Origin of the sequence: Enterococcus sp. AZ089 (genome assembly GCF_050547225.1) — a bacterium.
GTDB lineage: Bacteria > Bacillota > Bacilli > Lactobacillales > Enterococcaceae > Enterococcus_D > Enterococcus_D entomosocium.
In genome coordinates, this window is the sequence record NZ_CP172954.1 from 1,067,105 (window position 1) to 1,090,110 (window position 23,006).

General features: G+C 41.3%; 21 protein-coding genes, 1 other RNA gene and 1 pseudogene. 13 read left to right on the plus strand and 10 right to left on the minus strand.

The window, feature by feature from the left end; all coding sequences use genetic code 11:
• Positions 1–160 precede the first annotated feature (160 nt).
• Both IGJ01_RS04875 and IGJ01_RS04880 read left to right on the plus strand, forming a co-directional pair.
• Positions 161–388: a hypothetical protein gene (locus IGJ01_RS04875; protein WP_005237217.1), complete on the plus strand. Its 228-nt coding sequence runs from the start codon at positions 161–163 to the stop codon at positions 386–388.
• 168 nt (positions 389–556) lie between these two features.
• Positions 557–1,330 (plus strand): hypothetical protein, encoded by a 774-nt coding sequence (locus IGJ01_RS04880; protein WP_086332132.1) that lies wholly within the window; start codon positions 557–559, stop codon positions 1,328–1,330.
• Positions 1,331–1,404: 74 nt separating this feature from the next.
• Here IGJ01_RS04880 and IGJ01_RS04885 read toward each other — a convergent pair whose 3' ends face one another.
• On the minus strand, positions 1,405–1,740 hold the full coding sequence (locus IGJ01_RS04885; protein ID WP_244733302.1) for an antibiotic biosynthesis monooxygenase family protein: 336 nt from the start codon (positions 1,738–1,740) through the stop codon (positions 1,405–1,407).
• Between the two features lie 718 nt (positions 1,741–2,458).
• On the opposite strand from IGJ01_RS04885, the gene IGJ01_RS04890 reads away from it, so the two are divergent.
• From IGJ01_RS04890 to IGJ01_RS04905, 4 genes are all read left to right on the plus strand, one after another.
• On the plus strand, positions 2,459–4,120 hold the full coding sequence (locus tag IGJ01_RS04890) for a peptide ABC transporter substrate-binding protein (protein WP_430601489.1): 1,662 nt from the start codon (positions 2,459–2,461) through the stop codon (positions 4,118–4,120).
• Positions 4,121–4,302: 182 nt separating this feature from the next.
• A complete protein-coding gene (locus IGJ01_RS04895) occupies positions 4,303–5,376 on the plus strand; it encodes a dipeptide epimerase (RefSeq protein WP_430601490.1) in 1,074 nt (357 codons plus the stop codon).
• 21 nt (positions 5,377–5,397) lie between these two features.
• On the plus strand, positions 5,398–6,309 hold the full coding sequence (locus IGJ01_RS04900) for a C40 family peptidase (RefSeq protein ID WP_176285399.1): 912 nt from the start codon (positions 5,398–5,400) through the stop codon (positions 6,307–6,309).
• Positions 6,310–6,345: 36 nt separating this feature from the next.
• On the plus strand, positions 6,346–7,113 hold the full coding sequence (locus IGJ01_RS04905) for a serine hydrolase (RefSeq protein ID WP_086299221.1): 768 nt from the start codon (positions 6,346–6,348) through the stop codon (positions 7,111–7,113).
• 49 nt (positions 7,114–7,162) lie between these two features.
• On the opposite strand, the gene IGJ01_RS04910 is transcribed toward IGJ01_RS04905, so the two are convergent.
• The gene (locus IGJ01_RS04910; protein WP_430601491.1) at positions 7,163–7,864 is read right to left on the minus strand and encodes a GntR family transcriptional regulator; all 702 of its coding nucleotides are present in this window, start codon (positions 7,862–7,864) and stop codon (positions 7,163–7,165) included.
• 170 nt (positions 7,865–8,034) lie between these two features.
• Between IGJ01_RS04910 and IGJ01_RS04915 the strand changes: the two are divergent.
• Positions 8,035–9,340: pseudogene (locus tag IGJ01_RS04915) on the plus strand (PTS sugar transporter subunit IIC).
• A 15-nt stretch (positions 9,341–9,355) separates the two neighbouring features.
• On the plus strand, positions 9,356–10,771 hold the full coding sequence (locus tag IGJ01_RS04920) for a glycoside hydrolase family 1 protein (RefSeq protein ID WP_430601492.1): 1,416 nt from the start codon (positions 9,356–9,358) through the stop codon (positions 10,769–10,771).
• 53 nt (positions 10,772–10,824) lie between these two features.
• Here IGJ01_RS04920 and IGJ01_RS04925 read toward each other — a convergent pair whose 3' ends face one another.
• The 3 genes from IGJ01_RS04925 to IGJ01_RS04935 form a co-directional block, all read right to left on the minus strand.
• Entirely contained in the window at positions 10,825–11,925 is a 1,101-nt protein-coding gene (locus tag IGJ01_RS04925; RefSeq protein WP_005237206.1) for a mandelate racemase/muconate lactonizing enzyme family protein, read from the minus strand.
• 509 nt (positions 11,926–12,434) lie between these two features.
• On the minus strand, positions 12,435–12,803 hold the full coding sequence (locus tag IGJ01_RS04930) for an ACT domain-containing protein (RefSeq protein WP_005237205.1): 369 nt from the start codon (positions 12,801–12,803) through the stop codon (positions 12,435–12,437).
• 147 nt (positions 12,804–12,950) lie between these two features.
• Entirely contained in the window at positions 12,951–13,250 is a 300-nt protein-coding gene (locus tag IGJ01_RS04935) for a hypothetical protein (protein WP_016613909.1), read from the minus strand.
• Between the two features lie 114 nt (positions 13,251–13,364).
• Between IGJ01_RS04935 and IGJ01_RS04940 the strand changes: the two genes are divergently transcribed.
• Positions 13,365–13,580: a helix-turn-helix domain-containing protein gene (locus IGJ01_RS04940; protein WP_034872498.1), complete on the plus strand. Its 216-nt coding sequence runs from the start codon at positions 13,365–13,367 to the stop codon at positions 13,578–13,580.
• Between the two features lie 323 nt (positions 13,581–13,903).
• Here the strand turns inward: IGJ01_RS04940 and ssrA are convergent.
• Positions 13,904–14,267: a transfer-messenger RNA gene (gene ssrA, locus IGJ01_RS04945) on the minus strand.
• A 62-nt stretch (positions 14,268–14,329) separates the two neighbouring features.
• The gene (locus IGJ01_RS04950; RefSeq protein ID WP_016619858.1) at positions 14,330–15,100 is read right to left on the minus strand and encodes a Cof-type HAD-IIB family hydrolase; all 771 of its coding nucleotides are present in this window, start codon (positions 15,098–15,100) and stop codon (positions 14,330–14,332) included.
• A gap of 145 nt (positions 15,101–15,245) precedes the next feature.
• On the opposite strand from IGJ01_RS04950, the gene IGJ01_RS04955 reads away from it, so the two are divergent.
• From IGJ01_RS04955 to IGJ01_RS04970, 4 genes are all read left to right on the plus strand, one after another.
• Complete coding sequence (locus IGJ01_RS04955) at positions 15,246–15,596, plus strand: SdpI family protein (protein ID WP_005237201.1); 351 nt, start codon at positions 15,246–15,248, stop codon at positions 15,594–15,596.
• The gene (locus IGJ01_RS04960) at positions 15,577–16,290 is read left to right on the plus strand and encodes a response regulator transcription factor (protein ID WP_005237200.1); all 714 of its coding nucleotides are present in this window, start codon (positions 15,577–15,579) and stop codon (positions 16,288–16,290) included. The genes IGJ01_RS04955 and IGJ01_RS04960 overlap by 20 nt, the downstream gene beginning before the upstream one ends.
• Positions 16,290–17,750, plus strand: a complete 1,461-nt coding sequence (locus tag IGJ01_RS04965; RefSeq protein ID WP_005237199.1) for a sensor histidine kinase — start codon at positions 16,290–16,292, stop codon at positions 17,748–17,750. Before IGJ01_RS04960 ends, IGJ01_RS04965 begins: the two co-directional genes overlap by 1 nt.
• Positions 17,751–17,987: 237 nt before the next feature.
• Positions 17,988–19,283 carry an ISL3-like element ISEfa11 family transposase gene (locus IGJ01_RS04970; protein WP_429972316.1) on the plus strand — a complete coding sequence of 432 codons (1,296 nt, stop codon included), beginning with the start codon at positions 17,988–17,990 and terminating at the stop codon, positions 19,281–19,283.
• A gap of 106 nt (positions 19,284–19,389) precedes the next feature.
• On the opposite strand, the gene IGJ01_RS04975 is transcribed toward IGJ01_RS04970, so the two are convergent.
• The 3 genes from IGJ01_RS04975 to IGJ01_RS04985 form a co-directional block, all read right to left on the minus strand.
• A complete protein-coding gene (locus IGJ01_RS04975; RefSeq protein WP_005237198.1) occupies positions 19,390–19,863 on the minus strand; it encodes a hypothetical protein in 474 nt (157 codons plus the stop codon).
• Positions 19,842–20,579: a hypothetical protein gene (locus IGJ01_RS04980; protein ID WP_430601493.1), complete on the minus strand. Its 738-nt coding sequence runs from the start codon at positions 20,577–20,579 to the stop codon at positions 19,842–19,844. The genes IGJ01_RS04975 and IGJ01_RS04980 overlap by 22 nt, the downstream gene beginning before the upstream one ends.
• A 180-nt stretch (positions 20,580–20,759) precedes the next feature.
• On the minus strand, positions 20,760–22,844 hold the full coding sequence (locus IGJ01_RS04985) for an LTA synthase family protein (protein ID WP_016613914.1): 2,085 nt from the start codon (positions 22,842–22,844) through the stop codon (positions 20,760–20,762).
• Between the last annotated feature and the right edge of the window lie 162 nt (positions 22,845–23,006).

Consider the following 23,006-nt stretch of genomic DNA (forward strand, 5'->3'; position numbering starts at 1 on the left):
ATTATAAAACAACATAATGTTTTTAAGTGGGGCGTTCATTGAATAATGAACGCTTTTTTTAGTTATTATTTAAAAATGTCGGGCATATTACTTTATTTAATTAAAATTAGATGATAATATGATAATACAATTAGAAAAATGAGTTTTTAAGGAGAGAATTATGGAAGCAGAAACAATTGTATTAGGTAAAGCATATGAATGTAAACCAGTCGGCTTACAAAGCCGCGTGATTGGTGAAGTGGTCAGAAAAATGGAACGATGTGTCGTATTAAATGTGATCCGCTACGATGGGATCGATCATGAAGACATCGAAGAACGTTGCGGACGAGTAGTTGCAAAATACAATGAGATCTATCAACCAGCGCTAGTTGAGTGCTTTTTTAGCTGATCCATTGGTAATCAACCAATCAAAATAAAATGAAACCATGCATGTAAACCAATTCCCTTAAAAAAAGACTGTTTCTCAGAAGCAGTCTCTTTTTTGATTCTTAAACTCAGGTATCTAGCAAAAGAAGTGCTATAATAGGCGAGAAAACAACAGAAAGCAGGGATTAGGATGGAACTAAAAAAGACGATCGTTGAGGAGCAGCAGTTGCTTTTTGAATGGCCGAATGAAGCAGGCCAACTGCAAATTGTTAAGGGAAGTCTAGCACAAGTCAAAGAAAATACTGTGCTATTTTTTATCAAAGACGGCCAAATTTTCTCAGTAGCAGACGATAAAGCCTTTGACGACAAGCTAGAATACGACCGCTTGATGATCCTCACACCATCTTGGGAGATCATGGCTCCTTATTTAGCAGCCTATTATCAAGAACAATATCAGTTAACTAGTGGGTCCAAAGCATCCATCGGCATCCCACAAGAGTTGCAGCAAACCATTGCTGCTAGCGCAAAACCATTTGATCGTTTTATCGATTTTCTTGGCTATGGATCTACGAGCAAAAAGACGACAAAAGAGGCAAAAAAAGGGGGCAAACCGAGACACAAATGGTCAAAAGAGTTACAAGATGAACCCTTCATGGTTGACTATCAAGGAAGTAAAGCAAGGGTCTATTGGCAAAAACGCAACGAGGTTCGAATTGAAAAAGGCGCAATTTTGAGTCAAGAGATTCCCTTGAATAAAGACGGATCGGTTGGTTTTTCTGCTCGTTTAGCGGAAAAAATTCGGCAAGAAAACCAAGCGGCGATCAAAGAGGGACACACGATTGAAGACGTTGTATTAAAAAGTGTCAACGAGGTAGGAATGTTTCTTTACTATGGGGGCACCAATGGTTGGCTACAATTAAAAGATCAGCAAGGAAGAACCTTGAACGAGCGAACGGTGGAGTAGAAAAGAGAGGCACTGAACAAGAAAGCGATCCACCATAGCTAAATCAATCTGCTTTGGTGGATCGCTCTTATAGTTTAACTAGGAGTAGCCTCTTCATTGATCAAGACAAATTCTTGACCGGTCTTGGACAAAACAAGTTTCGGTTTTGCAGTTCCTTCTTTTTCTGCTCGATACGCCTCTCGGTGCTTTTGCAAATGTTCAGGACGTTTTAACCAAGCTTGAAAGGCTTTTTTCTCAGTCCATTTTGACACCAACTGGAAAACGAGGCTGTCTTTTGATTCTGAAAACCAAGCTTCAGCAGAGTGACAGCCAGCAAATGTTTTCATTGAGGCGGAATCTTTTTTCATTTTAGCAAGAAAGATGTCTTTGCCTTCTGGAATGACTTCAAACGCAACGGTACGGATATACATGAAATTCCTCCTTTGACTGTGAATGATTTCATTTAGTATAGCGATAATTGAGAATGATTGTCAATTAGCTGTGGAATCTTGTAAGCTTTTTATCGATAGTTATTTTTTGATTAAATCCCTCAAAAGCCTTGAACAAATGAAAAAAGTACGTATAATTAATATACGTACTGAAGAGTCCGAAGAGTATTGGAGAAAATGGATACTTGGGGAAGTCTTTCTTTTCTCACGTGCAGTACTCTTCGTTTGTTTAGTGTACCACTCCCATTTTAAAATAGATACGTTTTTTTTGCTTTCTGAGGAGATTTCTTTTGTTCCTTGAGTTGAAAGGCAAAAAAGTGGGAAGGTTCTGAGAAAGCGCTATGAAGACGAAATTTGCGTCTTTTTTTGAAATGTTAGGAAAGAAATGTTAGGAAAATAGTGGAAGTTTTTTTTATCCATTTTTCTTCGAAATGATGTATAAGAGAGTAGCCAAAGTTCTGATCGCTAGGAGATCAGAACTTTTTTGTATGGTTTCTTGGAACTACTCCTTTCAACGATATTTAGCATAAAGTCGCTCTTTTCTAATTTTAACATTCAGAAGAGAACTTCTGACACAACTATGTAACCTCTTACATTTTTTGGTCGTGTTAAATTGACAGGCTGCATAAACATGCGGTAAACTCGGTACAACAAACAGAATTTTTTGAATTATCTGAATGTTAGAAGGGGATGAGTAGAAATGGGGAAACGCAGCAAATATGCAGTATCGCTTGTGTTACTAAGCAGCTTTTTTTTAGCAGCTTGTCAAAATGGCAATCAAGAAAACGAGACGGATTCATCAGCAGCTTCTTCCGCAGAGCAAGTGATCAATGTGCAATTTTCGGCGGAGATGGGCAGTGCCGATATTTCTTTAGCAACCGACTCTTATAGCTTTATTACTCTGAACAATGCTTATGAAGGCCTTTATCGCTTGGATGAGAACAATGTTCCAGTGATTGCCGGGGCAAGTGAAGAAGCTGAAGTCAGTGAAGATGGGCTGACCTACACCATTTCACTGCGGGAAGAGGCAAAATGGTCCAATGGCGATTCAGTTACTGCGGCTGATTATGTTTTTAGTTGGCAGCGAACCGTTGATCCAGCCACTGCTTCCAATTATGCCTATATGCTGGCACCCGTTAAAAACGCTGCCGCTATTTCAGATGGGACGCTAGATAAAAGCGAGTTAGGGATCGAAGCAGTCAATGATCATGAGTTGAAAATCACGTTAGAAAAACCAACACCTTACTTTTTATCTTTACTGGCTTTTCCAACCTTCTTCCCACAAAACGAACGTGTCGTGGAGGAATTTGGTGATCAATACGCCTTAACAAGTGAAAACGCGGCGTACAATGGACCATTCCTATTGACCAATTATGCTGGCCCAGGCACCGATATCCAGTGGTCATTGGAAAAAAATCCGGATTATTGGGATGCCGATTCAGTCAAACTTGAAACAGTTAATTTCGATGTCGTGAAAGACTCATCGACTGCTTATAACTTGTACGAAAGCGGACAAGCCGATGACATTATTCTAAGCGGTGAATTGGCGATGCAGAATGTGAATCATCCTGATTACATTGTTCAGCCTAGTGCAACCACTCAGTATTTAGAAATGAATCAAGCACCAGAAGATTCGCCTTTTCGAAATGCAAATTTGCGGCAAGCCATTTCTTATAGCATGAATCGGCAACAAATCGTTGAGAATATTTTAGGCAACGGCTCATTACCGGCTGTCGGTTTTGTTCCTTCTGACCTAGCGTTTAATCCAGAGACAAAAGCTGACTTTGTTGAGGATGCGGCAACCACGTTAGCCTTTGACGAAGAAAAAGCCCAAGAGTATTGGGAAAAGGCCAAGGCAGAACTGGGTATCGATACATTGTCTTTTGAACTGCTGACCTCAGATACCGACCAATCGAAAAAAATGGCGGAATACATTCAAGGAACCTTGCAGCAAACACTGGATGGATTGACTGTCGAAGTCACAAACGTTCCTTTTTCTGTTCGTTTGGATCGTTCCAATAGCGGCGATTTTGAGATGGTCATGAACAATTGGATCGGGGACTATGCAGATCCAATCAACTTTTTGGAATTGTTCAAAAAAGACAGTTCCTACAATCGTGGGAAATGGCTAAATGATGAATACGACCAATTGATCGAACAAGCCTCCAATGAAAATGCCAACGACCCAGAAGCCCGTTGGGAAAATATGGTGGAAGCAGAAAAAATCTTAAATGAAGATTTGGGCGTTATACCGCTTTTCCAAAGTGCAGAAGCACATCTGCGGTCGCCTAAGATCAAAGGCCTCATCGTTCATAGTGTCGGTGCTGCCTATGATTATAAAAATGTGTTTGTCGAAGAATAAGTAAAAAAAACAATTCTTTCATACATCTACCGACTGACGTAGTCAAACAGTACTGCAGAAAAGAGGAACGCCAAGCGTTCAGCAACTAGAGCAAGGAATAAAGCCGTTCTTTATCTAGCAGTGAAGAGGAATCATTCATTCCAGCTAGATAAGAACGGCTTTTCCTTTTGGGAGGAACACGAATGAAAATCACAGCAGTTGAAACGAAGCTAATTCCGATCCAGCTGAATGCACCGTTTAAAACGGCGCTCAGAGAAGTGCACGCCGTCGAAGTGATTCGAGTGCTGCTTTCTTTTGACAATGGGATCGTTGGCATCGGAGAAGCAGCACCTACCGAAGTGATCACCGGTGATACAAAAGAAAGTATTTTAACAGATATCGAAACTGTTTTTGCCCCTTTCCTGTTAGGTAGAAAGGTAGATGCCCAATTGCTGGTAATGGATGAGCTTCATGCGTTGATCCAGCATCATACGAGCCCTAAAGCGGCGATTGATATCGCGTTGCACGATGCACTGGCTAAAGTAGCTAACTTACCGCTTTACCGCTATTTAGGTGGTTCTGCCAATACACTGACAACCGACTATACGATCAGTGTTGGTTCACAGGAGCAGATGCTGCAGGATGCGCAAGCGAAAGTCCAGGCGGGATTTCGCTCCTTGAAAATCAAACTAGGAGTAGGCGCGATCGAAGAGGAGGTTGCGAAAATTCGCTGCATCAATGAACGCTTGGCAGGAAAGATCCCCTTTCGAATTGATGCCAATCAAGGCTGGACCAAAGAAGAAGCGGTGCAGATTTTAGACCAATGGCAAGACATTCCGATCGAGTTTGTTGAACAGCCAGTAAAAGCCCATGATTTTGCTGGACTCAGCTATGTGACTGCTCGTACGACGATTCCAATCATGGCCGATGAAAGTCTTTTTTCCTATGAGGATGCCAAACGTTTGATTGCTGAAAACTGCTGCGATTATATGAACATTAAATTGATGAAAAGCGGCGGGATCAAAGAGGGACAAAAAATTTATCAATTGGCAAAAGAGCATCAAATGCCGGTGATGGTCGGTTCGATGATTGAAGGGTATGGGGGAATGGCTGCAGCCGCCCATTTTGCCTTGGGGATGGCGGATGTCCAATTTTATGATCTGGATGTTCCTTTTATGTGGGAGACCCAAACGACTTCCCCTGAAATGCAAGGGATTCTTCAGCGTCCAGGAAGCTTGAGCGTCACCGAACGCATCGGACTAGGAATCAACGAATAAACAGTTATGAGAGGAGCAAAGATGAAACAAATTGTTCAGGCTAGCTCTTCCTTCTTATGGAAGGAACCCAAAGAAAACAAAGTACTAGCAAAAATCAAAGCATTTCCTTTAGAAGCACTGCACACTTTTTTGACTGATGAAGATACGATGCGGCTTTATCAGGAAAGCTTAGTGGACTCCGAAGTATTATATGGGACGATTGTAGAAGTCATCGCCCAAACGGATGGTTGGTCCCATGTGATCGTCTTGGATCAAATAAGCAATAAACACCCACTCGGGTATCTTGGTTATCTGCCGAACGAGGTATTGAAGCCATTGCCACCAGACTATGCAATAGCTAAAAGAAGGATTGGTGTGATTGTAAAAGAAGCCGTGCTTGTTTTTGACTCGACCACACGACTCGTTTCTTTTGGAACAGTTTTACCACTTGTTGGGGAAACCGCAGATTCCTATCAAGTGGCTACGCCTAATGGACCAGCAACGATCGCTAAAGCTTTTGCTCACGTCCTATCGGACACATGGGCAAAGCTCCCAGAAAAAATAATAGCCTTGGCAGAACAATTTATAAACCAGCCCTATGTCTGGGCAGGCATTAGCGGCAGTGGCTTTGACTGTTCTGGATTCATGTATTCGCTGCATCGACTTCATGGTATTTTAATCCCCCGAGATACGATCGAGCAAGCACAACAAGCAAACATCGTACCTTACAGTCAGGCACAACCAGGGGATCTGCTGTTGTTTGCTTATGAAGAAGGAAAAGGCGAAGTCCATCATGTCGGTCTATATTTGGGGGATGACGAAATGATTCATTCAAGAACACCTGGGTCACGGGTCATGAAAACCAAAATCACTGGCTCTAATTATGAACCAGAACTCGCAGTTGTGGCGCGTTATTGGCAAAACCAGCCGAATGAATCACAGGAATACTCATGAACATTCTTTTCATGATCGTAAGGAAAGGGGCATTTGATGGGAAAAGATGACTTGCGTGTAGCAATTGATCCTATTCTAAAAAACTACCAGGCAACGTTGGAAATGGGGGTATGGATCGGTACGCCAACGGAATGTCTTGTTGACTATCAGGGTCAAAAGTCGTTTTCGGCAGCGAGTATTAGTAAGCTTGTTTTGTACGCGTATTATCTTGAACAAATCATCGAAAAAAAGATCGATCCCCAACAGGTAATTTGTGTGAACCCTGTTGATCTGACAGGGGGTGCTGGGGTGATCCGTCTTTTTCCTCAGAAGAAAGGTTGGACCATCAGTGAACTTCTCACGGCAATGATCGCCGTATCTGATAATACTGCGACCAATGTACTATTGGACTTAGTAGGGTTGCCCACGCTTCAGGCATGGATTCAGGAGCCGGAGATCCAATTTGAACGGTATATGATGCGACCGATCAAAGACAAAGAGAACCGCTTGACACCCTCGGTGGCTGCCAAACTGCTACTAAGGTGTGTGGAACGAGAAGAAGCTGCACTAGGATTTTCACCTTTAAATCAGCAGCAATTTCAAGATGGATTAGCGGGGAATTTTGCTGAAACTGCGCAGCCTTCTTGCCGCATTTTTAATAAGACAGGTCGTCTTGACCGCATCGAACACGATGTAGCATATTTACAAGCCAATGAAACGACGATCATCATTGCGGCATTTTCCTATGATAAAGCCGGTAGTGGCCGAGGGATCAGTTGGCTAAGAGAAATTGGTCAAACAGTCTATCAGCAGTATTTTAAGTAAAATACGCTGCGTATCGACCCTCAATCAGAGGCACTCGATCCGCAGCGTATTAATTATTTACAACAATAAAATCCCCCATATCATAGCGGTGCCGTGATTGGGAAAATTCAAAAGGCGTCCCATCGCCGAGGTAAACCGTTTGTTCCACTTCTAAAATGGGATCGGTGGCAGCACAAGCTAAGTATTGCTGGTCGTAGGTGTCTGCACGATCCGCTTTGATACGACGGACAGATGTTCCAATCGAGGAGTGGAGTTGGTTCGTGATGTAGCTATAGACGGAAGAGGTTAAGACTTCTTCGGTAATGCCAGGAATGACATGAAGCGGCATGATGGTATATTCTAAAACAACGGGTATATCGTCAAATAGACGCAAACGAACGATATCATAAATTTGCTGGTCACTGCGAATGTTTAGTTTTTCTTGTTCTTTCTCATCGGGAAAAAGAATGGCAAAAGAAATGATCTTGCTGGTGATCTTTCCTGTTTCTCCAATGCGCTTGGTCAGCCCGCGATTGATCTTGGCGTTGTAATCGAAGGTTGAATAGGAATCGCTGATAAACGTACCCGTGCCTTTTTTACCGTAAATAATGCCTTCCATTTGTAAAATATTCAATGCTTTTTGAATCGTCACGCGGCTCGTTTGATAATCCGCAGCCAGTTCGGATTGCTTCGGCAATTTTTTCTCTTCTTCGTAAAACCCGTGATTGATTTTGCTCCGTAAATCGGCAGCGATGTCATGGTAGTTCGCCATTTGCTTCACCTCAAAATAATAATAAGTGATAAAACGAAGTATGTAAACGTGGAGCTTTACATACCCTGTTTTAAAAGCTTTTCCTGCGTTTACATTCTTCAAGAAATGAATTACATTTGTAATGTAATCGTTTTCTATCAATTGAAGAATAGGGTATAGGAGGGAGTTTTATGCAAGGATTTATGGATCGACTCGCTGACGTTTTGGGAAAATTTGCCAACAGGATCAACAATTTACGCTACATCATGGTCATTAAAAATGCCTTTGCTGCTTTGATTCCAGTAATCATTACAGGGGCATTTGGTACATTATTTTCAGCAATGGTTTTTGATGCTGAAAATGGATTGGCACAAATCGAGGTACTGCGCTTTTTAGAAAGTTTAAAACCAATCTCATCTGCGGTCAGTTATGTGACATTGAGTTTCTTAACGATCTATGCAGTGTTTCTGATTGGGATTGAGCTAGCAAAACTAAATAAGATTTCTGGGGTCTTTCCAGGAATCATCGCCGTGATGTCTTATCTTTCTGTTAATCCAATGATCTTTGAATTTTTGCACGAAGATGCGACGGTGGTTGCCGAAAACGTGCTGGCTAAGCAATACACGGACACGAAAGGTCTATTTTTAGGCATGTTCGTTGCGATCGTTTCCATCGAGCTTTATGCGTGGCTAGGAAGACAAAAACGGCTGCAGATCACGATGCCTGATAGTGTTCCAGGGAATGTTTCGGCAAGTTTTTCGGCATTGTTTCCAACGATTTTCACCGTGACCATCATCGCCACCGCTGGTTTTGCTATCAAGGCGCTCACAGGAATGTATGCTTACGATATCATCTACAATGTCGTTCAACGCCCACTGGAAGGAATCGTTCAAGGCTTACCAGGCATCTTGTTGTTGATGTTTATCGCACAAGTCTTTTGGGTGATCGGGATTCATGGGAACCAGATGGTCAAACCCATTCGAGAACCATTGTTGTTGGCAGCGATTGCCGTCAACACGGAAGCCTTTGAAGCTGGAAAAGAAGTACCCAATATCATTACGATGCCGTTTTGGGATATGTATATGAGTATGGGCGGCTCTGGCGTGACGATTGGTTTGCTGATTGCGATTTTGATCGTCGGTAAACGAGAGGATATGCGCCAAATCACTAAATTGTCATTAGCACCTGGGATTTTCAATATCAATGAGCCAGTGATCTTCGGAATGCCAATTATGCTGAATCCCATTTTGGCGATTCCCTTTATCTTGACACCGTTAGTAACAGGAACGATTGGGTTACGTGGCGACAAGTCTAGGCTTTGCCGCTAAAGCGGTGGTAATGGTCCCATGGCCGATGCCACCGATCGTCAATGCTTATCTAGCTACTGCTGGGGATATCGGGGCTGTGATCACGCAAGTTATCTGTATTGTCGTGGCGATTTTGATCTATCTACCTTTTGTTTTGGTAATGAATCGTACGACCAATGAAGTTGCATAAAGGAGTTTTGAAAAAATGGTAAAAATACCTGAAACATTTATTTTAGGAGCTGCTTCGTCTGCTTGGCAGACAGAAGGATGGCAAGGAAAGAAAGAAGGGCAAGATTCGTATCTCGACCGCTGGTACAAAGAAGAACGCTTTGTTTGGCATAATGGCTACGGGCCGGCTGTTGCGACGAATTTTATGGAAAAGTTTTCAGAGGATATTCAACTGATGCAGGAGGTTCATTTGAGCCATTACCGAACATCGATCAACTGGGCGCGCTTCTTTACCGACCATGAACAGCTGATCGTTGATGAAGACTATGCTGCTCATATCGATCAGCTTATTGACCAATTGCTTGCGGCTGGGGTCGAACCGATGCTTTGTTTGGAACATTATGAACTGCCAGCTAGTTTGATGGATGCTTATGATGGCTGGAGCTCGCGGAAAGTGGTCGATCTGTATACCCGTTATGCCGAGATCGCCTTCGAACGTTACGGTGATCGAGTCAAACAGTGGTTTACCTTCAATGAGCCGATCGTTATTCAGACTCGTTGTTATCTCGATGCGATCCGCTGGCCCCATGAACAAAATACGAAAAAATGGATGCTTTGGAATTATCACAAGGTATTGGCGTCCGCTCAAGCGGTGGCTGTCTATCATGAAAAAGGCTACGAGGGGCGCATCGGTTGTGTGTTGAATCCGGAAATGGTTTACGCACGCTCTTCCTCACCAGAAGATCAAAACGCGCAAAAAATGTATGATCTCTTTTTCAATCGAATTTTTTTTGATCCAATGGTCAAGGGGCATTATCCAAATGAACTTATCACACTTTGCCAAACCTATGGCATCTACTTTGATCCGACAGAAGAAGATTTGGAAACGATCCGCACCCATACGGTGGATTTCTTAGGGGTCAATCAGTACTACCCGAAACGCGTGCGGGCACCACGATATCAATGGCATTCGGATACACCATTTCATCCAGAAATGTTTTATGAGACCTTTGATTTGCCAGGAAAACAAATGAATAACTCTCGTGGCTGGGAAATCTATCCGAAGGTCATGTACGATATGGCTAATTATCTTAAAGAGAATTATGGCAATATTCCATGGCTGATCACTGAAAATGGTATGGGGCGGGAAAATGAAGAACAGTATATGGATGCCACAGGTCAAGTCCAAGATGATTATCGGATTCAGTTTATTACCGAACATCTTTACTGGCTGCTAAAAGCCGTCGAGGAAGGCGCCAACTGCGAAGGCTATATGCTTTGGGCATTTACCGATTGTGTTTCACCTATGAATGCATTTAAGAACCGCTATGGTCTCGTCCGAATTGAGTTAAATGAAGAACGTACCCGGTCATTAAAAAAATCAGCCGCTTGGTATCGTTCCCTTATTGATGAACGGTGGCTTCCATTTGAAGAAAAGCCATTGATTCTGTAATAAAAACCCACGATTATTTCCTAATCCTAAAGGAAATAATCGTGGGTTTTCAGTTAAAAGGGTTGTTTATGAGGAGCAAGTTTCTCCCAGTCAAATATGACACCAATCCCTGGTTCTTCTGGTGCAATCGCACGGCCATCGGATGGATCGATCACTAATGGTCTCGTGGTGTATTGATCGATTGGAAAACTGTGCATTTCAAGATACCCAGCATTAGGCATCGCCGCCAGTAGACTGACGTGTAATTCCTGCATGCCATGTGTAGAAACAGATAAGTTACTTGTTTGTGTTAAGGCAGCAATTTTCAACCATCCGGTGATCCCACCGCAATTGGAAGCGTCGGGTTGTGGAAAATCGACATTGCCATATTTGATCATATGAGCAAACTCAATAGGGGTGCGCAAGTTTTCCCCGCCTGCGACCGCAATTTGCCCTTCTTTAGCGATACGAGCGTAGCCTTCGTAATCTTCGGGGATTGTTGGTTCTTCAAGAAACAAAATGTCATAAGGCGCCATCAGTTTGGCGGCTTTGATCGCTTTTTCAACAGACCAGCTCATGTTGGCATCCACCATAAAGACAACATCGGGACCAATCAATTCTCTGACCGCTTTTATTCGAGCAATATCTTCGGCAAGTGTTTTTTGGCCCAATTTGATTTTGACCGCTTTTAATCCCATGTCTAAATATTTTTGATTATTGGCTAAGAGTTTTTCAAGAGAAAAGTTTAGATCGATCGCACCACCATAGCATTTGACTTTGTTACTTGCGCCGCCTAAAAGTTTGTAGAGGGGTTCTTGTGCTTTTTTCGCGCGTAAGTCCCATAAGGCAATATCACAAGCCGCAATGGCGAAACTCGCTAAACCGCCTCTGGCAACATAGTGAATGCCCCAGTTCATCTGATCCCACAAGGCCTCCACACATGCTGGATCTTTCCCTAAGAGGATTGCTTTTAGTTCTTTGTCGATCAGTTTGGCAATCGATTCGCCACCGAAGCCACCAGTATACGTATAGCCCACACCTTCACGTCCCTCATCAGTAACGATCTTGACGATAGGCACTTCAAAGTGGGTGTGTAAGCCGTGCTTCGCATCTTCCATGATTTCCGGAAGAGGTATCCGATAATACGCTGTTTGTACATCTGTAATTTTTGCCATTAAAAATCCTCCTCAAACTAATGTTCACGTGTGCATTTTAATGTTAACGTTTGCATAATCATGTTAGCATGGGAACGCGAGATTGACAAGGCTGAATTTCCTCAAATTCAAAACTTTAAAAGAAGGAGGATCGCTATCGAAGGGATCGCATCTCATCAACTGATGCTTCACGTAACGATTTAGAATATAAACAGATATAGGGAATATTAGCTAGAAATGAAGTGAAACCCCTATAAATTGTCACAAAATAGCATTTTGTTTATTTTTAAAGCATAGTTATTGAATAAAAATCATTTTTGTATTATGATTATCTTAACAACGAGCAATGAAGAGTACTGGGGAAAATGAAAGCTTGGGGAAGTCTTTTATTTGGGATACCCAGTACTCTTATCTTTCTTCAACGACAAGTGAAATACAAAAGAACGACTGAACTTCTTTGGTTCAGTCGTTCTTTTGTATTTCATAAAGCGATCGAGAGTAACTTGTAGTAAGGAAGAAAAAGTTTTTTCTCAATTGACAAAAGAATAATCATTGGCGGTTAAAACAGTACGAGCTTGTTCTACCTGATGCTCCTTGATTAAAATATAATCAGTATTGAAGGTAGAAACAGCAAAAATACTGATTGACTCCTCGGCTAGAAGGGAAGAGATTTTTGCAATAATGCCAATCAAGCTAAAATCCAGCACACCAATTATTTTCATCGCTTTCCATCCATCTTCTCTGTTTAGCGTTTCAGCTGGAACGTTTGCAGTTGGTAACACCAAAGAAAGTTCTTCTGACGTATGGGCAAAAAAAAGAGGAACAATCTTCAGTATCGAAGGATCAATACTCTTTACTTGGATGACAGAAAAAGAGGGAGCCAGTAAGGTTAGTTTCATCTAATCACGTCCTTCGTTTGATGCTTTCATCATATCAAATGGGAAGAACTAAGGGAATAAGCTGTTAAACATTTTCAATTATCAAACCAATTAGCAAAGAGAACGATAGTCTATACCTTGATAGGAGCTCAACCTATCGTTCTGGTATTAAACTTTTCTTCGAGTCTTTAAATCACCAATCTGGAGTTCCAGTTTTTCGAGGGAGCTACCTAAGTCTGTGAGAAAAACATGGAATAATAAGGAGCAGGCATGATAATCTCGGATGATTTTCTGCTTATTCACGGGTCTTTTTTTGTCACTGAAAAATTTTTCTAATACACCGAGTGGTTCTTGCCAAGATTTCAATTGCTCCAAAGTATCTCCTAAACCATATATGTCCTGGTAGCTAATTTCTTTTACCGGCTGCTTATTACTCGTCTTAATACCCATCTTTTCTATTTCTTTCAACGTAACGCCTCCATTCTGATTTTATTGATGTTTGTATAGACACCACTTTTAATCCTATTTTACTATATGATGTCTCTAGGAACAACATCTGTTTGCAGAAAAGGTGGGGAACACATGAACAGAAGAATAGAAATAGGCTTAAAAGAGCTTGTAAAAAGCCGAGGAATTTCTCTAAGAGAGTTAGCACGCTTATCGGATATTGAACCTTCGATTATTAATAAGCTGGCAAATGGAAAACGAGAGAAAGTTTACCTTCAACATATTGAAAGAATCGCTAATGCATTAGAAATTGACGATATTTCAGAAATTATCAGACTCACGAAAAAATAACTTTTTGAAAAGTAGGCTAAGGCAAAAAAGAGAACACTTAGAATATCGTAATCACACTGTAGCGACGTGACTATTCTAAGGTTCTCTTTGTTTTTATATCCTATAGAAATCAGAGAAGGCGACACAGAAGGATTTAGGAAGCACGCCAGCGGACGGCATCACTTCTAGCCCACCACTTTTCGGAGTGGCGGGATTTTTTTTGCGTGCTTTTGAAAAAACTATTTAGATTGGTAGTCAAATAGTGTCACATACTGGCACAAGTAAAAAGCCAAAACCCTGTAAAATCAAGGTTTTGGCTCTTAGTGTCACTTACTGACAGTTTAAAATGGAGATGGCGGGAGTCGAACCCGCGTCCAAACATATTGCTACCTAAAAATCTACGCTCATAGTCAACTCATTTGTAGATTCGCTTTACAGCTTGCCGAGTGACAGGCAGTCTGTATCGCTAGTCTGATGATCTCTTTTTTATCTTACAGACGGAAAGATAAAACGTATCCCACTTAGAATAGGACCCTTACTCGAGCACATGGGCGATGCCGAGAGGATCTACGCTAACTGTTTTTAGGCAGCTAAAGCGTAAGAGTTTTCGTTTTTAGCAGTTATATTTAACTGTAACGTTTTAACGTAGACGTAACCTACGAAGCGCAATTCAGGCTCAACTATGCCTGTCGAATCCGTAACATCCCCTTGATAAAAGGGGTATCGCTACCATTCACTAGTATACCATATTTTCGTGCGTGTGCAAAGAATCAGATTAAGTCAAAATGTTTCAGGGCGTGTACGATCCCGCCTTCGGTATTTTTCAAGGTCACGAAGTCTGCCAGCTCTTTTAACTCTTGAATCCCATTTCCCATTGCAATCTTGTGGTCACAAGCTTCTAAAAGGGCGAAATCGTTGCTGCCGTCACCAAAGCCAAAGGTAGGTACATCTTCTAGACCCAATAATTCTACCAAGGTTTTTACGCCAGTCCCTTTAGAAGTCCCGGATTTTACGACATCGATTGAAAAGGGCGTATTACGATAAAAAGTTAGTTCGGGAAAACGCTCATGATAATAAGCATCGTTGCCGACACCTAAAACCAACAACATATTGGTCCGATCAGTTTCATAATGCAGAGGATCGATTTCTGGTAGAGGGCTACGGACGTAGTTATATGCACCAACCATTTCCTCGGTGTGACCAGTCGCCCAATAGCCTTTCTCATTGTAATAACACAGCTCATCGCCATTATCTTTGACGGCTTGGTACATCCGTGCGCAAAGCTCAGGCTCAAGGGTATCGGAAAAAACTTCTTTGCCATCAATGCGGATAAAAGCACCGTTCATGACGATGTTTGAGGTAATACCAGCTGCTTCACGAATAGCGGTAACTTCAGGTTCGGTTCTGCCTGTTGCAATGATCGGCAGTACTTGGTTTTTACGCAACCTCGCCATCGCCTCAGCAATTTCCGAAGTGATTTGCGAGTGTTCATCTAAAAGTGTACCGTCAAGATCAAAAAAAGTTAATGCTTTATAGGTCATGTATCTTACTCCTAAGGTTTATAGTCATAGTCCACTCACAATCTTATCAAAGATTGAAAAAAAGGCAAACCTTTATGAATAATCGGTGAAGTTGTTGGTAGAAGAAAGAAATTCGAGTATACTATAGGAAGAATGGAGTGAAACGATGATTTTTTTAGTAATTGGCAGCATTTTTTTCTTGATTGGTCTCACTTTTTTTCTTTTTCCATCAAAAAAAATGAACCTTATTTATGGATACCGTTCCTATCTAGCAAAACAAAATGAACGCAATTGGCGACAGGCCCAAAAACTATCTGCCCGATTTTTTCTGCTTTTTGGCGGAATCATGGCGCTCATTGGGTTTGTCTTGAAATGGCAAGAATGGACCAATTTTTTTCTAGTTGAAATGATCGTGATCCCTTGGTTCATCGTGCCGATCTTTGGCCTGATCGAAGAAAATCTGCAACGATTTGATAAAGAACATAGAGGTGAAGAAAATGAATATATTAATGATTGAAGACAATGAATCTGTTTCTGAAATGATGCAAATGTTTTTCTTGAATGAAGGATGGGAAGCAGTATTTAAATACGATGGCAAAGAAGGACTAGAGGCCTTTGCTGCTGAACCAGACAAGTGGGATATGATCACCCTTGACTTGAATCTTCCTTCCATGGATGGCATGATGGTGGCGCGCGAAATTCGTAAAATCTCTAGTACAGTTCCTATTATTATGTTGACGGCCCGTGATTCAGAAAGCGACCAAGTCATCGGGTTAGAGATGGGGGCGGACGACTATGTGACGAAACCCTTTAGTCCATTGACCTTGATTGCACGGATCAAGGCATTACACCGCCGCAGTGAATTGGTTGAAAAAACAACACCTGAAGCTTCCGATGCCACCTTTGATATCGTCACCGATCATTTCAAAATGAACACAAAAACAAGGGAAGCCTATTTAAATGGCAAACCCATCGATGGGTTGACGCCGAAAGAATTTGATTTGCTTTATACGTTAGCGAAAAAACCGCGACAAGTGTTTTCGAGAGAACAGCTGTTAGAACTGGTTTGGGATTACCAATACTTTGGCGATGAACGGACCGTTGATGCACACATCAAAAAACTAAGACAAAAAATTGAAAAAGTGGGGCCACAGATCATTCAAACCGTCTGGGGCGTTGGGTACAAATTTGATGATGCGGGTGCTGCTTAATGCGCTACCTGTATCAACAGCTGATTGCATTTTTCGTGGTGATCTTCGTGATCTTGATGACGATTGGTATTGCGTTTACTCAAATGACACGCCAAACGTTACAAGAACGGAATTATGAGCAGTTAATGGGGTATGCTTCGTCGGTCGCGACGATTTCGCAAATCAGTGATTCAGAATATTTACAGCAAAATATGACCCGGGATGGCTATCTACAGTATTCCTTGCGTTTGGCTGAGAATATTTTGAGCAACCAAGATATCTCCTTTGCTTTCTTTAAAAGTCCTGATGACATTATTTATCCACTAGATACCGCTCATGCTGTTGATTTTCCGATCTCTGAAAAAGACTGGCAATCCTTAGAAAATGGGGCGCGTCTACAACTGACTTCCGCCACAAATTTATACGGGGAAAAAGAACTGACTTCCTATGTGTTGATACCTTTTTCTGTCAATCGCACGGATTTTTACGGTGTAATGGTGGTTTCGCAATCGGCAAGCAGTATTTTGAATCTTGTCAGTGCTTTTAATCAAAACTTGTTTAAAGTTTGTTTGATCTCGATCGTTGTCTCATTATTGATCAGTTACCTTTTCGCTACGTTCCAAGTAAGACGGATCAATCGAATGAAACGAGCAACCAAAGAAATTACTAATGGCAATTTTGATATTTTCTTGCCGGTGCATAATCGGGATGAATTTGATGAATTAGCCGAAGATTTTAATTTAATGACGAAATCCTTAAAAGAATCCCAAGAAGAAATTGAACGGCAAGAAGAACGTCGTCGGCAATTTATGGCGGATGCTTCTCATGAGATGCGTACCCCGTTGACGACCATCAATGGCTTATTGGAGGGCTTAGAGTACAACGCAATTCCTGAGAATCAAAAAGACAATGCGATCCGCTTGATGAAAAATGAAACCAATCGCTTGATTCGATTAGTCAACGAAAACCTTGACTACGAAAAAATCAGGACCAATCAAATCTCGATGGTCATCAAAAAATTTGATGCGACGCAAACCATCAAAAATCTGTTGACGCAACTGGAGAGCAAGGCAGAAATTGCCAAAGATGTGCTGATTTTAGAAACAACCGAGCCAATCGATGTCTACGCGGATTATGATCGTTTCGTCCAGATCATGGTCAATATTTTACAAAATGCGATCCAGTTTACGGAAGATGGAGAAATTCGGGTCCGAATAGAAAAAGGCTATTTAGAAACGATTATCGAAATCAGTGATACGGGGATCGGTATGTCTGAAGAACAAGTCAAAAATATTTGGGATCGTTACTACAAAGTCGATCCGTCCCGTAAAAACCGTCAATTTGGCGAATCAGGTCTAGGCTTATCAATCGTTGAACAGCTCGTACGCCTGCACAAAGGAAAGATCAGTGTAGAAAGTGAACTTGGCAAAGGCACGACCTTTAAAATCTCTTTTCCAGATATCGACTTAAATGAAGAATAAGGAATCGACCGGCAGCAATTCGCTTAGCCGGTCGATTTTTTTGCGGTTCATTGGCAGCAGCCCAAACAAAAAGACTTGCTTTTGCAAGCAAGCCTTTTTGTGGCTCTATAATTTATGGGACTGATGAATCAGAATTGATTCTTCAGTCCCATTTTCATTTTAGGTATTAAAAAACATATCGTTCTCTAGTATGATTAAATCACCACAAAATAAACAACTGAGAGGACGATATGCTATATGAATGATTCTATCAAAAAAATGCTGAGAATAATAGAGAAAGATTTGATGATTATAGAGGTCTCTTACGAGACCCTTCAGAAGAAAAAGACGTTGGTCGTCGATGCTGTTCTCTCGCCTACTCCTCGTGCTTGTAGAAGTTGTGGTTCTACTGTGGTAGATGGAAACGGGAAAGCAATTATAGTGAAAAATGGGAAGAAGGAAACGATTGTCCGTTTTGAACAATACAATCATATGCCTTTGGTTATGCGCCTAAAAAAGCAGCGCTATACCTGTAAAAACTGCCGAACCCATTGGACTGCTCAAAGTTATTTTGTCCAACCCAGACATTCAATCGCAAATCATGTTAGATATAAAATTGCTTCTTTACTGACTGAAAAAGTATCTTTATCTTTTATTGCGAAAAGCTGTCAGGTATCTTTGACCACCGTTATTCGTACATTGAAAGAGTTTAAAAGCTATTTACCAAAGCAATCTAAGAAGATTCTCCCCAGAGTATTGATGGTTGATGAATTTCGTTCGCATGCTTCCATAGAAGATAAAATGAGCTTTATTTGCGCAGATGGCGAAACAGGAAAATTAATAGATGTTTTGCCTACGCGTAAATTACCTCGATTAACAAGCTATTTCTTAGGTTGTACCAATCCAGAAGAAGTAGAATTCTTGGTGACAGACATGAACGCCGCCTACTTCCAGCTCACCAAACGTGTTCTGCCAAATGCGAAAGTAGTGATTGATCGGTTTCATATTGTCAAACACATGAATCAAGCGTTCAATGAGTTGCGTATCCGTGAAATGAATGAACTTCGTAAAGCGGGACAGAAAAGCCAGGCAGAAAAACTGAAAAAGAACTGGCGCTTTTTGCTAAAAAATCGTGCAAACATCAACCATTATGAATACAAAACATGGAAAAGTTTCCGAGCACCAAAATACCCATTTCTTACTGAAGCAATGATGATTGATCGATTGCTTGAGTTTTCTACGCCCCTGAAGGAGGCGTACCCCTTTTTTCATGAATTAGTTGAAGCCTTTCGAGACAAAGACCCTGACTTATTTTTCTGCATATTGGCAGAACTTCCCGAAACGTTAGATGACGGCTTTCGGGAGAAGCTTCAAAACCTTCTGACTTATGAAGAAGGCATCACCAACGCAATGATCTATCCTTATTCCAATGGAAAAATAGAAGCGAAGAATACCCACATAAAGACAATGAAACGAGTATCCTACGGATTTAAATCATTCGAGAACATGAGAATTAGAATCTTTTTGATCAATCAATTAATCAATGTAAGATAACAAAAAATCTGAGCCAGAATGTGGTTCATTCTGACCCAGATTTGATTTTGCACAACTCATCAGTCCTTATTGACAAAGAGCCCTTTTTGTATGAGGGCTATGTAAACTATAGATAAGTGGTATAGGGCGTATGGGCAAAGCATTCGTCTTCATGGATCAAATAGATGGCAACAGCAAATTGTTCGGCGATTTCTTGGCACAAAGGTAGCAGGATTTGGACCTCTTCTGTTGTTAACGTGCTCAAGACATTTTCGATTAAAAGGGTTTCTCTTTCTGAAAGTAACGCTAAGAGCAGCTGAATTTTGATCTCCTCAAAGGGGCCTAATTCTGTCCGCTCTTTTTTCAAAGCCGATAAGGGAAGCTGAACATAAGGCAGAACACCCTCTAAATCGCCCCCTTTTTTATTTGCAAGAGATACATTGTCCATGACGGATAAAAAGGGAACGGAAGGCCATTGAGCACGAATCAAGATGGCTTTTTTTTGTGAAAGCAGCAAACTTAATTCAGAAGTTTTTGTTTCATTGTCTTTCGAAACATAATAGAAACCAATTGGTTTCGTTAGCTGAGTTGGTTTTTCCATTGTTTTTTCCTCCAATACAGACTATGTCCGCTGGCAATCAAACCAGTAAAACTGGTAACAGCGGCAAGTAAGACGACAAGTGTGTGGCGTGTGCTTTCAAATAAAATAGCAAGCCAAGTGGTGCTGTTCAAATCGACATTTTGGACCAGAATTTGACTATTCTGCGGAATCGTAATGGCGAATTCTTGTCCAGGAAGACTTTGTACAGCCTCCCAAAAGTTATCAGAAACACGCTCTCGATCAAGGGCAATGATATGCCCACTGAGTAATTCCCGCTGGAAATAAGGCTGGAAGAGTAGCAATAAGACAAAGGCGATCACAGCGGCTGCTAAGAGCGGCAAGAGCATTTCAATGATCTGCATCGCTACCCATTGTCTGGTGGTGGCGCCACTTGCTAACCAAGCTGTGTATTCCGAGCGTTTATATAATTGATAGTAAACTTGAAAGCCAATAAAGACCAGTGTAAAGGCACTAAAAATCAAATAGAACAGTTGATGATAGATTGTCGTGACTGGTTGGATCTCTTCGGCTACTTTCGTTTGCAGATCTTCTGTCGCCAAGAGATCTCTTGTTTGAGCGATCACTTGATCCATCGAATAGATCAAGGCAAACGTCACGATCAAGCCAATCACGGCAAAGAAGGATACAAGCGTATAAAGCACCATGGCTTTTTTATGATAAAAAATGCTGGCAATCGCAAAATGTATAGTTTTCATCTAAGTCACCTCATCCTAGTACATAGTATAAAAGGGGAGTTTGAATAAAGTATGAAGTTCTTGTAGTAAAATATCGAAGCTAAAAAAGTGGCAAGAAAGTTCGACTTTTTCCTATCAAATAGTGCAAAAAAATCCAGCAAGGCAGGTGCCTTACTGGATTGATTATTGGTTGTTCTTACTTTACTCGCCGCTATCTTGTTCCGTCATCTGCTGGTATTCTTGGAAGGTTTTTGTTTGATACAGATCGACGGTCGATTGATTGCCATTTTGAGAAAAGGCACTAGTTGAATCACTGCCTAGATTCTTTTCAATGTCCATCATTTGCTGAAGGGCGTCTTTGTAGTTATAGGTCGAAGGATCAACTTCTTCTAGACCGCTTTTCGCGTAGAATCGTAAAAGGTCACCATTATTGATCTGATCAGAAACCGAAAGTTGCTTGTCGACTTTGGCTTTCCATTCATCGACTTTGGCTTGCAATTCATCGGATGGATCGTTGATCGGCATGCCGGTACGATTGTCATACAATGTACTGCTGTAGTAGGTGTAGTCTGGTGTCACAAAGTCGCCATCGCGGAAAGCAACCAGTTGTTCGTTTTGATCAGAGAATAAATCTTGTCCTAATTGGATATAGTTTGATGTATCCACACCCAGTAAGTGCAATAGGGTTGGCAAGGCATCGACTTGGCCACCATACGTATGATTGATGCCGCCGTTTGATTGTCCTGGAATATGAATCATATAAGGCACACGTTGTAACGAGGCATTGTCAAAGTTTGTCCATGTAGAACTTGTTTTTCCAAGCAATTCTGCTAAGTTACGGTTACGAGAATTGGAAATTCCGTAATGGTCACCATATAAAACGATGACTGAGTTTTCGTATAAGCCACTTTCTTTCAAGTAATTGAAGAACTCTTCCACGGCTTTATCCAAATAATTCGCGGTTGCGAAATAGCCATTGATCGTTTGATCAGAAGTGTTCGCTAGCGGGAAGCCGCCTTCTTCATTGGTAAATTCAGAATATGGGTAGTGGTTAGAAACCGCAATGAATTTTGAATAGAACGGTTGTTGCAGACGTTCTAAGTATTGTACGGATTGTTCAAAGAACGGTTTGTCATGTAGACCGTATTGGAATGAATTTTCATCATTGACATCATAATACGATGCGTCGAAGAAATAATCATAGCCAAACCGTTTGTAGGTTTCATTTCGGTTCCAGAAGGTACCGGTATTTCCGTGGAAAACAGCACTGGTATAGCCTTGCGTTTGACCTAAAATATCTGGAGCTGCCTCAAAGGTATTTTTCCCACCCAGTTGAGTGAATAACGCTCCTTGATTCAATCCAAACAGGGAATTTTCGAATAATGTTTCGGCATCACTGGTCTTCCCAGCTTTTACTTGGTGGAAGAAATTATCAAAACTAAAGGTACTATCGCTATGGTATAAACTATTGATAAACGGCATGACTTCATGTTCCACGCCATCTTCATCTTTCAATTTATAATCGATCAAGAATTGCTGAACACTTTCTAAGTGAATATAAATGACATTCTTGCCTTTTGCGATACCGAACAGATCATCATTTGGTTCTGCGTAATGTTCTTTAACATAGCTCTCTACTTCGTTCATGTCGTTGGGACTCGCTTCGGCACGTACTTGCGAAGCTTGATAAGTTTGTACCCCATCATAAACCGTAAAGGCGTTGATCCCAAGGTATTTGACTAAATAGTCACGAGAAAACGTTCGAGTAAGCAGTTCAGGACGATCCGCTTCTGCTAAGAAAAGATTGGCAGAAAAGACCATGACAGCTAAGGTTGAGATCGCAAAAGCCATCCGTGCCCGCACAGGACGAGTGTCCATTTTGATTTTTTTCATTGAAAAGGCTGCAATCAGCACGATAAAGTCAATGAAGTACAACACATCGTAGGGACGGAACAAGCGAATTGCGCTTTCTCCTAGACCACTTGCTACTTTTCCTACACCGAGCATCGTGTTGATGGTGATAAAGTCAGTGAATTCTCGATAGTACGAAACATTAGAGAACAACAGCAGAGTCATCAAGAAATAGATCACAAGCATCGTGATATAAGCTGCTTTGGTTCTTCTTACGTACAATGCTATCGACAGCAACAACAAAGTCGTTGCGATCGGATTGATGAATAAGATGAAGTACTGAATGCTGCTTTCAATACCTAGGTGGAAGTCCACCATATAGGCAAAGATATTTTTTAGCCAAAATAATAGGGCTAATAGGAAAAAAAAGCCCATTCTTGTATTCACAAAGGTGGATACTTTATTTTTTTTCAAAGGAATCGTCCTCTCTTTTTCCAGTATAACCGGTAAATTACGATTTTACATCACAGTACATTTTACTAGGCTGTGAAAGACGTGTCAAATGAATTCCTTGTCATGACGCGGAATTAAGTATTT

Bases quoted from the DNA above. Each gene is read 5' to 3' on its own strand.
- IGJ01_RS04875 (WP_005237217.1), top strand. From the start codon at position 161: ATGGAAGCAGAAACAATTGTATTAGGTAAAGCATATGAATGTAAACCA.
- IGJ01_RS04880 (WP_086332132.1), top strand. From the start codon at position 557: ATGGAACTAAAAAAGACGATCGTTGAGGAGCAGCAGTTGCTTTTTGAA.
- IGJ01_RS04885 (WP_244733302.1), bottom strand. From the start codon at position 1,740: ATGTATATCCGTACCGTTGCGTTTGAAGTCATTCCAGAAGGCAAAGAC.
- IGJ01_RS04890 (WP_430601489.1), top strand. From the start codon at position 2,459: ATGGGGAAACGCAGCAAATATGCAGTATCGCTTGTGTTACTAAGCAGC.
- IGJ01_RS04895 (WP_430601490.1), top strand. From the start codon at position 4,303: ATGAAAATCACAGCAGTTGAAACGAAGCTAATTCCGATCCAGCTGAAT.
- IGJ01_RS04900 (WP_176285399.1), top strand. From the start codon at position 5,398: ATGAAACAAATTGTTCAGGCTAGCTCTTCCTTCTTATGGAAGGAACCC.
- IGJ01_RS04905 (WP_086299221.1), top strand. From the start codon at position 6,346: ATGGGAAAAGATGACTTGCGTGTAGCAATTGATCCTATTCTAAAAAAC.
- IGJ01_RS04910 (WP_430601491.1), bottom strand. From the start codon at position 7,864: ATGGCGAACTACCATGACATCGCTGCCGATTTACGGAGCAAAATCAAT.
- IGJ01_RS04920 (WP_430601492.1), top strand. From the start codon at position 9,356: ATGGTAAAAATACCTGAAACATTTATTTTAGGAGCTGCTTCGTCTGCT.
- IGJ01_RS04925 (WP_005237206.1), bottom strand. From the start codon at position 11,925: ATGGCAAAAATTACAGATGTACAAACAGCGTATTATCGGATACCTCTT.
- IGJ01_RS04930 (WP_005237205.1), bottom strand. From the start codon at position 12,803: ATGAAACTAACCTTACTGGCTCCCTCTTTTTCTGTCATCCAAGTAAAG.
- IGJ01_RS04940 (WP_034872498.1), top strand. From the start codon at position 13,365: ATGAACAGAAGAATAGAAATAGGCTTAAAAGAGCTTGTAAAAAGCCGA.
- IGJ01_RS04950 (WP_016619858.1), bottom strand. From the start codon at position 15,100: ATGACCTATAAAGCATTAACTTTTTTTGATCTTGACGGTACACTTTTA.
- IGJ01_RS04955 (WP_005237201.1), top strand. From the start codon at position 15,246: ATGATTTTTTTAGTAATTGGCAGCATTTTTTTCTTGATTGGTCTCACT.
- IGJ01_RS04960 (WP_005237200.1), top strand. From the start codon at position 15,577: ATGAATATATTAATGATTGAAGACAATGAATCTGTTTCTGAAATGATG.
- IGJ01_RS04965 (WP_005237199.1), top strand. From the start codon at position 16,290: ATGCGCTACCTGTATCAACAGCTGATTGCATTTTTCGTGGTGATCTTC.
- IGJ01_RS04970 (WP_429972316.1), top strand. From the start codon at position 17,988: ATGAATGATTCTATCAAAAAAATGCTGAGAATAATAGAGAAAGATTTG.
- IGJ01_RS04975 (WP_005237198.1), bottom strand. From the start codon at position 19,863: ATGGAAAAACCAACTCAGCTAACGAAACCAATTGGTTTCTATTATGTT.
- IGJ01_RS04980 (WP_430601493.1), bottom strand. From the start codon at position 20,579: ATGAAAACTATACATTTTGCGATTGCCAGCATTTTTTATCATAAAAAA.
- IGJ01_RS04985 (WP_016613914.1), bottom strand. From the start codon at position 22,844: ATGGGCTTTTTTTTCCTATTAGCCCTATTATTTTGGCTAAAAAATATC.